We start from the raw sequence: 14,600 nt of genomic DNA, 5'->3' as shown, positions 1-14,600 counted from the left end.
GCCGCTCTCTATGTAACGCGCACGGATTATTTGCCAGCCCGTTTAACGTCACAATACGGTTACCAGTCGGAAACACGACCTCGATGGCCGGAATACAACGCATTTCTCACGCGACGTTACAATCGTTCACATTTGTGAGAAATGGGTTGCGCCACTCGTAACAGGCTGTTACATTTCGTTATGTTCTCGAGCTTTAGAATCCGATGCAACAGCGTCGAGGTTCAAGGAGGTAGAAAATGAATGACATTACTAGAACCGCACTCGTCTATGGAATGATGATCGTTTCACTGAACACGGCGCTGGCGATTGGTCTTCTTGGCTTAGACTTCCTGCGTTAAGTGCGAGACCCTAACAGTTTGATTTTGCCCTCCAGGCAAGCATGAAAAAGAGCGCTCCTATCTTATTGGGAGCGCTCTTTTCATTTTGTTTTCAACGAATACGTTCCTGGCTTTTTGGATCGAAAAACACAGCTTTGTCGAGATTGAAAGCAAGGCGTGAGCGTTGCCCAGCGACAATGCGTGCATCAGCACGCAAACGCGCGACGACCTGTTTACCGCCAATCCGTGTCACTGCGAATGTGTCGGATCCGGCAGGCTCCACCACATCAATCAGACAATCACCTTCGATAACAGATTGCGCATTACGATCCGCTCCATCGGGGTCGGTGAGAGCTTCGGGACGAATGCCAAAAGTAATATCCTGGCCGATATGGTCACTGAGTCCCTTCGGCGCATTAAGGAGCGGAAGTCTCAAAGCCTCGCCCTCCGCCTGCGCAAGAACGATAACAACATCTGCTCCATTCTTTTCAACGCCTGCGCTGAGAAGATTCATGGCTGGCGAACCCATAAAATCGGCCACAAACATATTGGCGGGATTGTTATAGATTTCCGCTGGGGTGCCAAATTGCTGCAAGATGCCATCTTTCAGAACAGCAATTTTTGTTGCCAGAGTCATTGCTTCAATCTGATCATGGGTCACATAAACGATTGTTGTCTTCATGCGATGATGCAGCCGTTTGATTTCAGTGCGCATATCCACACGCAACTTGGCATCAAGATTGGACAGCGGTTCGTCAAACAAAAACACCTGCGGATTGCGAACCAACGCGCGCCCCATCGCAACACGCTGACGCTGACCGCCCGAAAGTTGGCTCGGCTTGCGATCTAGAAGATGGCCGATCTGAAGAATATCAGCAACTTCCTGAATAGCCTTATCGCGCTCAGGCTTTGGCACTTTGCGAATTTCCATGCCGAAAGCGATATTTCCGCCAACTGTCATATTCGGATAAAGTGCATAGGACTGAAACACCATCGCAATATCGCGCTGCGAAGGATGCAGACCTGATACAGACCGCCCCTTAATCGAAATATCCCCGGATGTAATTGGCTCGAGTCCGGCAATGGTATTGAGCAATGTAGACTTCCCACACCCAGACGGCCCGACCAGCACCAGAAAGCCGCCCTCCTCAATCTCGATATTGATGTCTTTGAGGACCGGGACGCTGCCGTAGGATTTATAGAGATCTGTAATTTTGAGAAATGACATGTGAAGCTTATCCCTTAACGGCACCGGACATCAGACCGCGCACGAAGTAGCGCCCGGAAACGATGTAAACAATCAGCGTTGGCAACGCGGCCAGAATGGCAGCTGCGAAGTGAACATTATATTCCTTAACGCCTGTGGAAGAGGAAACGAGGTTGTTAAGCGCAACCGTCATCGGCGTTGAGTTTGCACCCGAGAAAGAAGCGCCGAAAAGGAAGTCGTTCCAGATATTTGTGAACTGCCAGATGACCGACACAACGATGATCGGGCCAGATGATGGAAGCAAAATACGGGTGAAAATCTGTAAAAAGCTTGCACCATCAATCTGTGCGGCGCGCACAAGTTCAGTCGGAAACGCTTCGTAATAATTTCGGAAATAAAGGGTCGTGAATCCGATACCATAGACAACATGCACAAGGATCAGCCCCCAGATTGTACCGGCAATGCCAAGCATACCAAGAACACGGGCCATTGGGATCAGCACGATCTGAAACGGGATAAAGCACGAAAGCAGCAACAGGCCAAAGAAGACATTCGATCCGCGAAAGCGCCACTTCGTCAGCACATATCCGTTCAACGCGCCGATAATTGTTGAGATGAAAACTGCTGGCACAACCATCAGGATCGAGTTGATAAAGAATGGCTTGAGGCCAGTTGGCTGCACGCCAATCTGTGCTGTGGACCATGCCGAAAGCCATGGCTCGATGGTCCATTGCTGTGGCAGACTGAGCATGCCGCCTTGGCGAATTTCATCCAATGGCTTGAATGAATTTACCAACATCACATAGAGCGGCAGCAGGTAATAGATCGCAAATAGCAGCAACGCAGAATAGATCAAAGCGCGTGTCAGCTTGCCGCTATTGATTGCATTTTCCTGGGTCTGAGCACTCATGAGCGCGACCCTCCGCGAATTTCCGAATAGAGATAGGGGATGATAATCGAGAATATCATGACAAGCATGATGATCGCGGAAGAGGCACCGATACCCATCTGATTGCGCGTGAAAGTGTAGGAATACATGAAGGTCGCAGGCAGTTCGGTCGCCTGCCCCGGCCCGCCGCCGGTCAAGGCAACTACAAGATCATAAGCCTTGATCGCGAGATGTGCCAATACCACAAAAGCCGACAAGAATACCGGACGCATCAAAGGAATAATGATGCGGCGGTAAATCGTGCTGGTGGAAGCACCATCGATTTGCGCCGCTTTGATGATTTCATTGTCTACGCCACGCAACCCCGCAAGGAACATCGCCATAACGAAACCAGACGACTGCCAAACAGCTGCAATGACAAGGCAATAAATTGCCATTGTGTTGCTCTTGATCCAGTTAAACGTAAATCCTTCCCAGCCCCAAACACGCATTGTATGTTCAAGGCCGATACCTGGATCGAGAAACCACTTCCACGCGGTCCCTGTCACGATGAACGAAAGCGCCATCGGATAAAGATAAATCGGGCGCAAAAAGCCTTCACCGCGGATTTTTTGGTCAAGCAAAATAGCCAGAAACAAGCCGATAACCGAACAGATGATAATGTAAAGCGATGCGAAAATCGCAAGATTGGTGACAGCGCGCCACCAATGCGGTAACGCCCAAAGCTTTTCATAATTCGAAAGCCCGACAAAGCCATATGACGGCAACATTCGGCTGTTTGTGACGGACAGAACGCCGGTGTAAATGATAAATCCATATACAAATACAAGGACAATCAAGAAGCTCGGTGCCAGAACCAGCTTAGGCACCAGTTCCTGTAGTCGGCTGTTACGCTTCATGTGTGCGTCACCCATTTCTGCACGCGCATCCGGCTGCCGTTCAATCGCGGCGCTCTTGATGCGGGCTATTGTTTTAACGGCATTGTTGTCTGCCGCTCACTGTACTGAAAATATTTATTGATAACGGCTGATGTGAGCGCCCGGAACCTCTTCCGGGCGCAAACACTCTACTTACTTCGCGCCCTCAACGGCGGTAACCAGTTCCTTAACCGCATCTTCTGACGAAAGCTGGCCATTGAACTGACGGGTCACAACGTCATAAATCGCGTTCTTGACGGAAGCTGGATTTGCATAACCATGCGCCATGGAGCCGAGCATGGTGCCCTTGTCCGCTGCTTCCTTCACATCGGCGATCGCCTTCTTACCGCAAGCGTCAAAAGCGGTATCTGGCACATCGGTACGTGCAGGAGCAGAGCCCTTGACTACGTTAAAGGCCGACTGGAATGCCGGGCTTTCGATAGCAGAAGCCATTTCAAGCTGTGCTGGCACCTTGTCATCAGCAACCTTGAACATCGCGAACATATCGGAGTTGAAGGTTACCGCTCCTTGGGTTTCCGGGTAGCGCATGCAAACGAAATCTTCGCCCGGCTTTTTACCAGCTTTCACGAATTCGCCCTTAGCCCAATCACCCATAAACTGAACGCCAGCCTTGCCTTCAATGACCATTGCTGAAGCGAGGTTCCAGTCACGACCAGAGAAGTTATCATCCACATAGGAACGCAGCTTGGTCATGCGGTCGAACGCCTGCTTCATCGTATCGCTGCCGAGCGCTTCCGGGTCGAGATCGATAAAGGCTTTTTTGTAGAAGTCCGGACCAAAGGAAAGGACGACCGCATCAAAAATCGTTGCGTCCTGCCATGGTTGACCGCCATGAGCGATTGGGGTGATGCCCTGTTCTTTGAAATTATCGAGAAGAGCAACCAGTTCATCCCAGTTGGTTGGCTCTTTGCCGCCAGCTTTGTCGAGAGCAGCCTTGTTGATCCACATCCAGTTGGTGGAGTGGATGTTTACAGGTGCGGCAATCCAGTGGCCATCATACTTGGCAAAATCCTGCAAAGGTGCTGGTATAACCTTATCCCAGCCTTCCTTGCCTGCAATCTCATCAAGATTACCGAGCGAACCCTGTTCAGACCAGTCGCGGATGTCGAAACCGAGCATCTGCACGGCGGTCGGAGCATTGCCAGCTGTAACGCGGGCGCGAAGAACAGTCATCGCTTCTGTTCCGCCACCGCCTGCAACTGGCATGTCTGTCCAGCTGATCCCCTTAGCTTCCAAGTCCTTCTTGAGAACATCAAGTGCTGCGGCCTCACCGCCAGCGGTCCACCAATGCAGAACCTCCACGTTCTGTTTGTCCTGCGCATTTGCAACAGGCGCCATTGTGGCAAGCATTGCACACGCAGCCGTACCCATGGCGGCCATTTTAAAATATTTATGCATATGTCTACCTCCCGTAGAACTCTACAAAATAAAATCTAGCCAGATGCGTAGGGCGATCTCACCCAAAGCATCCTTAAGAGCATTCAACCTGCTTTGAGACCTCCATCCCAATCATTCTACCGCAGCTCCACCTGCGATTGACAACGTTGTCTTTTTTAGTTGAAAGTCTTCACTTCAGACAAGATGTGCGCCTAGAATAGGCCGAGAAACCTGATCTGTGTCAATACGGTTAGCTCACGGACGCTCAAAGTCTGCCACGCTAAATCGAAAAATCCATCCAAAAAACAGAACAATTTGAGCATCTTAGTGCGCAAAAAAATATTTCTTGCAGCGATATATTACGGGGTAGCGGATATCTGAAAAATTCAACGCTCATCCAGTTCCAGATCAGTATAAATTTCCCGTGAAGTCACTAGACATCAGCCAAAGGAATGCCTAGTTTCCGTTCAATCGCACAATGGTGTGCGAGTTTGTTCTCGGGGCGGGGTGAAACTCCCCACCGGCGGTATGAAGAGCGATCTTCGAGCCCGCGAGCGCCTTAAATAAAAGGTCATTTCGACCGTTCATTTAAGGGTCAGCAGATCCGGTGAGATGCCGGAGCCGACGGTTAAAGTCCGGATGGAAGAGAGTGAAAGAACGTTCGGCTGTGCCTTAACGGGCGCTGGCTTTCGTTCCTTTGTGCGCCCTGATTCTAGTTTCTTGAGGAACCTATGAACCAGAGCTATCCGAACAAGACATCCTTCAAAATCGCCTTCATTCAGGCGCGCTGGCACGCAGATATTGTCGACGAAGCACGTAAGAGCTTCATTGCCGAACTGGCTGCCAAAACGGGCACAAACGTGGAAGTTGAAGTCTTCGACGTTCCCGGCGCTTATGAAATTCCGCTTCATGCCAAGACGCTCGCAAAGACAGGCCGTTATGCGGCGATCGTTGGCGCGGCTTTCGTTATTGACGGCGGCATTTATCGTCATGATTTCGTGGCTACTGCCGTTATTAACGGCATGATGCAGGTGCAGCTTGAAACCGAAGTTCCGGTGCTCAGCGTGTCACTCACGCCGCATCATTACCACGACAGCAAAGAGCATCATGACTTCTTCTTCAACCATTTCAAGGTGAAGGGCGTGGAAGCTGCACATGCTGCATTGCAGATTGTCAGCGAACGCGCACGCATTGAAGCACTTGTATAATCTTAATTTAGCTGGCCTTACATTTGTAGGGCCAGCTATTCTGTAATGATGCGTTCGGGGTGCGTATAGACGTCAAAATCGTCGCCGCGAACAAGCGCCACAAGTGTGAGATTGGCTTCTTCCGCAGTGCGGATTGCCAGAGCCGTTGGCGCAGAAATTGCGGCCAGCAATGGCGCACCAAGAATAACGGCTTTTTGTACCATCTCAACTGAAACACGGCTCGTGAGTACGACCAGACCACTGGCTGCGAGCCTGTTTTCATGCGCCAGTGCACCAATAAGTTTGTCGAACGCATTATGTCGACCAACATCTTCACGAACCATGACAAGCCCCTGATCTGGCACGTAAAAACCTGCACCATGCACCGCATGTGTCAGCGCATTCAAACGCTGCGCATTACCAAGCGCGTCCATAGCTGCTGTTATTGATGCTGCTTTAAACCGAATGTTACCTGGCCCTATCTGCGTGAGCGGGCGAATGGCCTGATCGATAGAATCGATCCCGCACAAACCACAGCCCACAGGCCCTGCCATAAACCTACGTCGGGCAACGAGCATATCGTTACGCTTCGTGACAAGCCGCATCTGAATATCGATGCCCCTTTCAAACACCTCAATATTCAGATCTTCGATTTCAGAGATATGGCTTATGATGCCTTCCGTAAGACTGAAACCTAAAGCAAAGTCTTGAAGATCAGCAGGTGTCGCCATCATAACGGCATGGGTCGTACCGTTATAACTCATAGCGATGGGTACTTCCTCCGGAACTTCGCGCGAACTCTCGTGATAACCATCGTAACGACGAGTAAGGCGAGGCAAGTTCTGGCTGGTCTCGTACGTAATCATTTATCCTGCAACTCACAGATGCATAACTAGGCTTAAGTCATAACACTTAACGATATGATTGGTATCCGTATCAAATTCAATGAAGCAAAAGATTGAATAAATATCTGGCACCAGTCAAAGGGCATAGCGCTTGCGATAAGCAATGCGAACAAGCTATATCTGAGCACAATTCAAGTTCGTAAAGACTTGGTGCCTATTCCAACAGATCGTCTTACAGGTGCAAAAATGGATATTCGTCAAATCGACGACAATTACTCAGTGACCGGACAAATCTCGCCAGACGACGTGCGCGATATCGCGGCTGAAGGCTTCCAGACGATCATATGCAATCGTCCCGATGGCGAAGAAGGGCCAGATCAGCCAAGTTTTGCTGAAGTCGCCAAGGTAGCCGAAAAGGCTGGCATCAAGACCTATTATATCCCGGTCATTGGTGGCCAGCTCACTCAGGAAAACGTTGATGAAATGGCCTCGGCAATTGCCGAAGCCGAAGGCCCTATTCTGGGCTATTGCCGCTCTGGCACACGCTCAACGAATATTTACGGTATCGTGCAGAGCCAAAAGCGCGGATAAAAAACGAGCGCAAGCTATTTGGACGGTGTTGCCGCAAAGGCATTTGAGAAGTCTTTGCAAACATAGCGATTACCGTCCAGAAGCACGCGGGCCTGAAAAGCGCGCATTCGAGAACTTTGACCGGCGAACATTATGCGCCGAATACTGGCGGTAGTAGCTCATGCCTGTGCGGACCGCTGTTGCGATCACGCCGCCAGCAATCATCGTCCAGCCAACGATCTGCGGCCAGTTGAAGCTTTCAATGCCGGTGCTCAGCGCTACGATAACAACACCAGCCCACAGAACAGCAGCCGTGCGGCGCCAGAAAACCGGGTTGAGTTCGTCAAAAACAGCCTTCCACAGTGAAAGCACAAGACAAGCAAAGAAAACGGCAGCTGCCAAACCAATGTTCAGCAACTCGACTGGGAGCCATTGTTGCGTGTTGAGCATAGATTCCATCATTCCATTCCTTCCGCGACCCTGACGACGACCTTCGTGGCCATTTACATGTCAGCTTGCGCGGTCTTGTTTCAATTGTGACCATTGAGCTTTCGCATTGTGGTAGAAGCATGGAATTGGGCTGATAATACAGTCACATATTATTGCGTTCACGCGAAATATCGTGTTGAAATCATTCAGTAATCTGCGTTCAACAAAAGGCTTTAAGCCTGTCAAAGCCCTTGATAGATCAGCATTTTTTGGATTTTCTGCACATTCGGCAACCATGCCGCGCATCGTGTTAAAGTCGCGAACCATAACGACATTGTAACAATTTGATATTGCAGAACTTCTGCGATCACCTGCGAGCGTTACTCAAACGGCGCCCGACCCGCGAAAGCAGAATGACCGGCAGAATGCCGACTGCCACAATTGCCAGCGCTGCAACCGATGCTTCCTCATAGGTTCCGCGTGCAGCCTCGCCATAAAGATGCGTAGCAAAGGTCTCAATATTGAGTGGGCGCAGCAAAAGCGTGGCCGGTAACTCTTTCACGCAATCGACAAAAACCAGAAGGCCAGCCGCAACAATAGCCGTTTTTGATAGCGGCAGATGTACTTGGCAGAAGGTAGTCGTCACCCCTCTCCCGAGTGTGCGCGAAGCGTGATCAAGCGATTGCGGAATCCGCTCCAGCCCCGCATCAATGCCGCCAGCCGAAATAGCCAGAAAGCGTGCGACATAGGCATAGATGATAGCGGCCCCCGAACCGATCATCAGCAAACCTGTCGACACGCCGAATAAGCTGCTGAGCACCTGACCGAAGAAGCGATCAACCGCTCCAGAGACGATCATAATGCCGATGGCAATAACAGTGCCGGGTGCCGCATAACCCATCGTTGAGAAGCGGTAGAACCAACGCGAGGCCGTGCCCGGAAAAAGGCGCATCGCATAGGCCACCATCATACCAAACAGCAGCACCAGAATGGTTGCCACAGATGCCAGCATGACGGTGTTGAAAGCTTCACCGGCAAGGCGCGGAGATATACCCGCAAAACGCATCCGCTTGACCGCCTCGATGACAAGATAAGTCGCAGGCAAGATAAAGCCGATAATGATTGGAGTGAGGCAGGCAGTGAACAGCCATATGCCTTTTAAACCGCTCACCTTCAGCGGCTCGAAACCACGTGAATGACGAATATTAGACGAAAATCGTTGTTTACGCCTCGCCCATCGCTCAATTGAAACGAGAGCAACAACCAGTAACAACAGTGCCAAGGCAAGCTGTGCCGCTCCCGGCAGGTCGAAACGCGTAACCCATGTCGTGTAAATCGAAACGGTCAGCGTCCGCACACCTAGAAATTCGGCAGCACCAACATCGTTAAGCGTTTCCATCAATGCAAGACTGACGCCAATAGCCACGGCAGGACGTGCAAGTGGCAGTGCAACGCGCCAGAATATGCCTCTGCGACTGACGCCCAATGTACGCGCAGCTTCAATCAAACTGGCCGACTGCGTGAGAAACATCGCACGTGTTGGAATATAGACATAGGGATAAAGTACAAAGCCGAGCAGAATGATGCAGCCCGTCATTGACCTTATATCTGGCAAGCGAAACTGGCGGGGAGTTTCGTAGCCCAACATGAAACGGATTGCGCTTTGTATCGGGCCAATTGGGTGCAAAATATCGAGATAAGCATAGGCAATAATATAGGTCGGCACCGCAAGCGGCAGCAAAAGTGCCCATTCCAGCACGCCACGCCCACGGAAATCATAAGCAGTCACAAGCCATGCCGCAGACGTACCTACAAACGCGGTGATAAACCCGACACCTACAAGCAGAATGATTGTATCTGTAAAAGCCGTCGCGAAAATCGTTGAAAAAAGATGGCTCCACAGCCCGGACGAGCCGCGAAACGCTTCAATGACGAGTGCAAAAACCGGCAGGCACACCAGCAGCGCAATTAATCCGGAAAGCCACAACCAGCCTCGCCCTGAGCGCGAGCGATAAGGCTTGGTCGATGATGCGGCTTGCACAGATTCCGGCATGCTTTCCTCATATCAAAACGCCGGCGCAAAGGTTTTGCACCGGCGTCATTTTCATAATGCTAATCAGCTTTTAATTATCAAAGCCAACTTTGTCGACCAATTCACTGGCCTGCTTACGATGCTTGACGATTTCCGAAAGTGGGACACTATCAATCTTGAGTTCACCGAAAGATTCGACAATCGGATCAACCGGAGCACCAGCTTTGACTGGGTATTCGTAGTTCGCCTGAGCGTAGAGCTTCTGCGCGTCGTCCGAAGCGAGATATTCAAGAAGCTTAACGGCTTCTTCCTTGTTCGGGGCGTTCTTGGCAACAGCTGCACCGCTGATGTTTACCTGCGTGCCGCCATTTGCAAAAGTCGGCAGGATGACTTTAATGCTGTCTGCCCATGCCTTCTGCTCATCGCCGCTTTTGCCTGAGCGCATCAGACCAACATAGTAGGAGTTTGCAACGGCAATATCGCAAATTCCGCCTGCAATATCTTTGGCTCCATCGCGATCACCACCGGCAGCCTTGCGTGCCAGATTAGCTTTCAGGCCAGTAAGCCATTCTTCGGTCTTTTCTGCACCATTATGTGCAATATAATCCGCAATCAGCGCCGTGTTGTAAGGATGCTGACCAGCGCGGATGCAGATCTTGCCCTTCCACTTCGGATCAGCCAATTCTTCATAGGTGATCTTGTCGAGTTCCAAATCCTTATCGGCATAGATGACGCGTGCGCGCATCGACAGGCCGAACCAGTTACCATCGGCATCGCGAAGCTGCTCAGGTATTGCATCCTTAAGAGCCTGCGAATCGACTTTCTGGGTCAGTCCCTTGTCTACGAGATCAACCAGATTGCCAGCATCTACCGTCATCAGGATATCGGCAGGAGACTTATCGCCCTCAGACGCAACACGTTCAGCGAGACCATCCTTCAGGAAAACTGTGTTGACGGTTGTACCCGTCTTTTCCTTATAGGCATCGAGCAAAGGCTGGATCAGGCCTGGCTCACGGGTTGTGTAGATATTCACCTCATTTGCATTTGCAGCACCTGAGAGAAAAGTCGCAGCCATGAGTGCAAGTCCAGCACGCGCGATCTTGGGCATATTACCTCCGAAAATATGGTTCATTTGGAACTATATGTAATGCAATCGGAATATATGAACTCGATTTTGCAGGGTCAATTGCACGGGCGGATAAATATGACCTATTTACTCACTTTTTTCCGAAAATCAGCGCTTTGCTCCAATCAACGTGGAGGAAAACAGATGACGCCTCCTCAGCCACGTGCTGGTCTGTCCGAACGCGCAAAGACTCTTCGCTGCCATTTAAGCGGATCAAGAGTTCTTCGGTTTCACCAAGATAGATGCGAGTTTGGATCTGTCCGCTCAAACCACTCGCTGGTACATTCGGCAGAATTTTAATATCGCGCGGTCTTACATAAACGAGAACTTCGCCTGTGATATCAAGACCCGTTGGCACATTGAAAGAACCCAGTTTTGTTTCAATTGTATTGCCACGAACAACACCTTCAATCGCATTGAAGTCGCAGAAAAAATCGGCTGCGTATCGGCTATTTGGATTATTATGCAGCTCGCGAGGGGAACCTTGCTGCACGATTTCTCCAGCGCGCATCAAGACAACACGGTCACCCGTTGAAAGCGCTTCTTCAGCCTCATGCGTCACGATAATGACCGGCGTACCAAGAGCACGCAGCAGAGCCATCGTCTCGCTACGCACGCGCGCACGCAATCCGCGATCCAGATTGGAGAACGGCTCATCCATCAACAACAGATCAGGCTTCGGTGCCAAAGCCCGGACGAGCGCCACGCGCTGCTGTTCACCACCCGACAACATATGCGGATAACGGTCTGCCATCGAAGAGAGGCCGACAAGTTCGAGCAATTCATCGACCCGACTTACAGCGTGTTCCTTGCGAACCTTGCGCAGACCGAACAGCACATTTTCACGCACGGTCAGATGTGGAAACAACGCGTAGTCCTGAAAGACCACACCAATATTGCGTTTTTCCGGTTCAACGAAGATCGATGGCCCGACAAGCGTGCGCCCGCCCATCGTAAGCTGACCTTCGTCGGGGGCATCAATGCCAGCTATAATCCGCAAGAGTGAAGTTTTGCCACAACCTGAATGTCCGACCAGACAGATGATCTCACCGGGCTGCACATCAAGCGATATGTTATCCAGTGCACGCACATTTCCAAACTGCCGAGCGATCCCTGTTAGGGTAAGCGCAGGCGCCGTTTCATTACCGAGCTTTGTGTCTTGTAAAGTCCGTGCGTCCATAGATGAGGCCGAATGTCCTGTTATCATCAGACTGCATATAAATGCACTTGGATGCGTTTGCCAATAAAACACGACTAAACGCGTCAAGCATTTGCAAAAACGCTCCTTAAAGCGCAATAATTTGCTGCACTATCCGGTTGAATAAGCTTGCAAATCGCGCAATGTTGCTTTCATCAGCATTTGATATTCGCATTGCAGGAGTCTGATCATGGGGCCGATCACCGACAAAGTGGCAACCGCCGAGCGTTTGCCACAGGAAACGAAGGTCGCCATCATCGGCGGTGGCGTGATCGGTGTATCAACGGCGCTTTTTCTGGCCGAGCGCGGCATTCCTGTTGCTCTTTTTGAAAAGGGCGAAATCGCGGGCGAGCAATCAAGCCGTAACTGGGGCTGGTGTCGTCAAACCGGACGCGACAGCCGTGAACTTCCGCTGATCGTCGAAAGCATGCGTCTCTGGGAGGGTATGAATGAACGTGTGGGTCGCGAAACTGGCTTTCGCACCACAGGCATCGCTTACACTGCCGAAAAAGAAGAAGAAGTCGAGCGCTATGCAGAGTGGATCAAAATTGCCAGCGAACATGGCATCCAAACGCAGTTGCTTAACGGTCAACAGGCTGCAAGCCTCGCACCGGGACTGACGCGTCCACTCAAAGGTGGCATGATCACGCCGCGCGATGGTCGTGCAGAACCGCAAAAGGCAGTACCTGCTTTTGCCGCAAAGGCTCAGGAACTCGGTGCTGTCATTCTGCAAAATTGCGCCGTGCGCGGGATCGAAACCACCAATGGACATGTGTCAGCAGTGCTAACCGAAAAAGGCCGCGTGGCTTGCGAGGCAATTGTCGTTGCTGGCGGCGCCTGGTCACGACTGATCATATCGTCGTTCGATGCCCATCTACCGCAACTCAAAGTGCGCTCGTCCGTCTTTCGTACCTCGCCTATCGAGAGTGGCGTTGAACCGGCAATCGCGTTTTCGGACTTCGCACTGCGCAAGCGGCTTGATGGCGGATATACGGTTGCGAGCCTTGGCGGTTCCATTGCCGACATAGTGCCGGACAGCTTCCGCTTCTTCCGCGACTTCCTTCCGTCGCTCTCAACCGAATGGAAATCGCTCCGTTTCCGTTTCGGTGAACGCTTTTTCGAAGAAGCTTTCCAGTGGAAGCTCCGTCCGGCAGATCAGGTCTCGGTGTTTGAAAAAATCCGTACGCTTGATCCAGAGCCGCACAGGGCAGCGAATGCAGCAGTGCTGGCAAAACTGAAGGCCGCCATTCCATCCTTTGCGTCGGCAACAATAGCGCAGGAATGGGCAGGTCTCATCGATACCATGCCAGATGTCATTCCGGTTATCTCACCCCTGCCCGGCATCGACGGGCTGATCGTCGCCACAGGCTTTTCGGGCCATGGCTTTGGCATCGGTCCCGGTGCGGGACGATTGGTCGCCGATATGGTCAGCGGCGAAACGCCGGTGGTCGATCCATCGCCGTTCCATATCTCGCGCTTCTCAGACAGATCGAAAATCCGTATCGAGAACTGGGGTTAGAAAATCTAAAGTCGATTAATCGTACCTGCCGCCGCCATAATAAGTGGTGCAAAGTGACTTGAAAACGTCTCTTTGTTCCACTCGCTTAGTGATCCGCCGACGTGAATGGCTGCAACTGGGCGCCCTTCTGGACCGCGTATTGCTGCACCAATAGCGATTTCGCCTTGAAGAACTTCTTCTGAAGCAAGCGCATAGCCGTTTTCCCGCGCTTCATGGATTTTATCCCAGATTTCTTGCGGCTCAGTAATGGTGCGCGGTGTAAATTTGCGGCGTTTAGACCGCTGAATAATCTCATCCACTTCATCATCTGGAAGCTGCGCCATAACTGCGCGTCCGCCCGAAGTGCAATAAAGCGGCACGCTATTGCCGATAAGCGTTGCAAAGAAAGCCTCACGCTTACTTTGCAAACGCAGCGCATAAACCAGACGCAGATCATCCCTGACACTGAGATCGACACGCTCACTGGCGTCCCGTCGCAGCTCAAGCAGAGATGGAAGTGCGCGCACAATAACCGAATTTAATCGAAGATAATCCAGCGTATGATCAAGAATACGAATGCCGGGTACATACCCACGATCATTTGGGTCGCGTTCAATATATCCCTGCTGGCGAAGTGTGTGAACAATGCGCTGCACAGTGCTTTTTCCCATGCCGCAGATTTTTGCAATCTCGTTGAGAGTCAATGGCTTACTGGTGCCGTGAAAGGCTGACAAAACCTGCATCGCACGTGCGATTGCAGAGACAAAAAGCGGGTCTTTTTCATCCGCATCAGACACCGGACGAACACCATATTCCACTCTCTCAACGTCGCGCATAGCCCCTCCTTTAAATCCCCTTGACACATTAGCAAAATGCCAGCTATCGTCAATAACAATACTACCGTATCGCTAGACGATACTTATGTCAATCACGGGAATGATTGGCTGGTGATCTGGAGGAGGAAATAATGCGCGGAACAAGTCTTCA

General features: G+C 51.2%; 13 protein-coding genes and 1 riboswitch. Of the genes, 3 read left to right on the top strand and 10 right to left on the bottom strand.

Translation table 11 applies throughout. The features are described from left to right. Positions 1-429 precede the first annotated feature (429 nt). From WH356_RS16415 to WH356_RS16400, 4 genes are all read right to left on the bottom strand, one after another. Entirely contained in the window at positions 430-1,545 is a 1,116-nt protein-coding gene (locus tag WH356_RS16415) for an ABC transporter ATP-binding protein (protein WP_339512683.1), read from the bottom strand. A gap of 7 nt (positions 1,546-1,552) precedes the next feature. Beyond that, positions 1,553-2,434, bottom strand: a complete 882-nt coding sequence (locus tag WH356_RS16410) for a carbohydrate ABC transporter permease (RefSeq protein ID WP_339512681.1) — start codon at positions 2,432-2,434, stop codon at positions 1,553-1,555. Further along, positions 2,431-3,312, bottom strand: a complete 882-nt coding sequence (locus tag WH356_RS16405) for a carbohydrate ABC transporter permease (protein ID WP_339512679.1) — start codon at positions 3,310-3,312, stop codon at positions 2,431-2,433. Before WH356_RS16405 ends, WH356_RS16410 begins: the two co-directional genes overlap by 4 nt. A 171-nt stretch (positions 3,313-3,483) precedes the next feature. After that, positions 3,484-4,749, bottom strand: coding sequence for an ABC transporter substrate-binding protein (locus tag WH356_RS16400; RefSeq protein ID WP_339512677.1), 1,266 nt, complete (start codon positions 4,747-4,749; stop codon positions 3,484-3,486). Positions 4,750-5,217: 468 nt separating this feature from the next. Beyond that, positions 5,218-5,383: riboswitch (FMN riboswitch) on the top strand. 76 nt (positions 5,384-5,459) lie between these two features. Between WH356_RS16400 and WH356_RS16395 the strand changes: the two genes are divergently transcribed. Next, positions 5,460-5,936, top strand: coding sequence for a 6,7-dimethyl-8-ribityllumazine synthase (locus WH356_RS16395; protein WP_134152197.1), 477 nt, complete (start codon positions 5,460-5,462; stop codon positions 5,934-5,936). Between the two features lie 35 nt (positions 5,937-5,971). On the opposite strand, the gene fdhD is transcribed toward WH356_RS16395, so the two are convergent. Further along, a complete protein-coding gene (gene fdhD / locus WH356_RS16390; RefSeq protein WP_339512673.1) occupies positions 5,972-6,781 on the bottom strand; it encodes a formate dehydrogenase accessory sulfurtransferase FdhD in 810 nt (269 codons plus the stop codon). Positions 6,782-7,006: 225 nt separating this feature from the next. Here fdhD and WH356_RS16385 point away from each other — a divergent pair, with 225 nt between their 5' ends. After that, positions 7,007-7,351, top strand: a complete 345-nt coding sequence (locus WH356_RS16385; RefSeq protein ID WP_339512671.1) for a TIGR01244 family sulfur transferase — start codon at positions 7,007-7,009, stop codon at positions 7,349-7,351. A 69-nt stretch (positions 7,352-7,420) separates the two neighbouring features. On the opposite strand, the gene WH356_RS16380 is transcribed toward WH356_RS16385, so the two are convergent. The 4 genes from WH356_RS16380 to WH356_RS16365 form a co-directional block, all read right to left on the bottom strand. Further along, positions 7,421-7,792 (bottom strand): hypothetical protein, encoded by a 372-nt coding sequence (locus tag WH356_RS16380; protein ID WP_339512669.1) that lies wholly within the window; start codon positions 7,790-7,792, stop codon positions 7,421-7,423. A 334-nt stretch (positions 7,793-8,126) separates the two neighbouring features. After that, entirely contained in the window at positions 8,127-9,812 is a 1,686-nt protein-coding gene (locus WH356_RS16375; protein ID WP_339512667.1) for an ABC transporter permease, read from the bottom strand. Between the two features lie 70 nt (positions 9,813-9,882). Then, a complete protein-coding gene (locus tag WH356_RS16370; protein ID WP_339512665.1) occupies positions 9,883-10,899 on the bottom strand; it encodes a Fe(3+) ABC transporter substrate-binding protein in 1,017 nt (338 codons plus the stop codon). A 109-nt stretch (positions 10,900-11,008) separates the two neighbouring features. Further along, entirely contained in the window at positions 11,009-12,097 is a 1,089-nt protein-coding gene (locus tag WH356_RS16365; RefSeq protein WP_339512663.1) for an ABC transporter ATP-binding protein, read from the bottom strand. A 208-nt stretch (positions 12,098-12,305) separates the two neighbouring features. Between WH356_RS16365 and WH356_RS16360 the strand changes: the two genes are divergently transcribed. Further along, positions 12,306-13,634: an NAD(P)/FAD-dependent oxidoreductase gene (locus WH356_RS16360; RefSeq protein WP_339512661.1), complete on the top strand. Its 1,329-nt coding sequence runs from the start codon at positions 12,306-12,308 to the stop codon at positions 13,632-13,634. 5 nt (positions 13,635-13,639) lie between these two features. Here the strand turns inward: WH356_RS16360 and WH356_RS16355 are convergent, their stop codons facing one another. Next, complete coding sequence (locus WH356_RS16355; RefSeq protein ID WP_339512659.1) at positions 13,640-14,449, bottom strand: IclR family transcriptional regulator; 810 nt, start codon at positions 14,447-14,449, stop codon at positions 13,640-13,642. Positions 14,450-14,600: the final 151 nt, after the last annotated feature.

It is taken from the genome of Ochrobactrum sp. MYb379 (assembly GCF_037479515.1).
Taxonomy (GTDB): Bacteria; Pseudomonadota; Alphaproteobacteria; order Rhizobiales; family Rhizobiaceae; genus Brucella.
The sequence above is the reverse complement of the archived record's forward strand: the minus strand, read 5'-3'. Positions and strand labels throughout refer to the sequence as shown.